The organism is Aquabacterium soli (assembly GCF_003933735.1).
Lineage (GTDB): Bacteria > Pseudomonadota > Gammaproteobacteria > Burkholderiales > Burkholderiaceae_C > Aquabacterium > Aquabacterium soli.
Map to the genome: position 1 here is coordinate 1 of NZ_RSED01000078.1, position 667 is coordinate 667.

The 667-nt window shown below is 62.8% G+C and carries 1 protein-coding gene; it reads left to right on the top strand.

Annotated elements, in window-relative coordinates; translation table 11 throughout:
• Window positions 1-667, top strand: a 667-nt coding sequence (locus EIP75_RS23865) for an IS3 family transposase (RefSeq protein WP_148100987.1), incomplete at both ends; no start/stop codon positions are given.

Sequence of the window (667 nt, forward strand, 5' to 3'; positions counted from 1 at the left end):
CCTGGCCCTTGGGTTGGCGCGCTCTCATGTCCACGACCTGCTTGGTCGGGCTGATGGCTGGGTCGATGGCAGAACGCAGCGCACACCTGTCGTCGATGAGCAGTTGGTGGGCGAGATCCGTCAGCACATCACAGAGCTGCCCAGCTATGGTTACCGACGCGCTTGCGCCTTGGTCAACCGCGCACGCCGCGCCGGCGGCCAAGCAGTGGTCAATCCAAAGCGGGCTTACAGGGTCATGAAGCAACATGGACTTTTGCTGCCACGCGCGCCTCGCAGAAGGGCCTCAAGCAGGCCGCACGACGGCAAAGTCGCCGTGGCCAGCAGTGACCTGCGTTGGTGCTCCGATGGGTTCGAGATCAAATGTGATTCCGGTGAGACGGTTACCGCCACCTTTGCCAAGGATTGCTGCGACCGGGAGATCATGGCCTGGCGCGCGTGGCCAGGCAAAGGTCTGCCTGGTGAGCCAGTGCGAGAGATGCTCATCGAGGCTGTGGAGAAGCGCTTTGGTTCGGTCGAGGCCATCCCTGCTGGTCACCAGCTTGAGTTCCTCACGGACAACGGCGGAGCCTACATCGCCATCGACACCCGACGCATTGCCAGAGAGCTGGGGCTCAAGCCGATTAACACGCCGGTGTGCAGTCCACAGAGCAACGGCATGGCCGAGAGC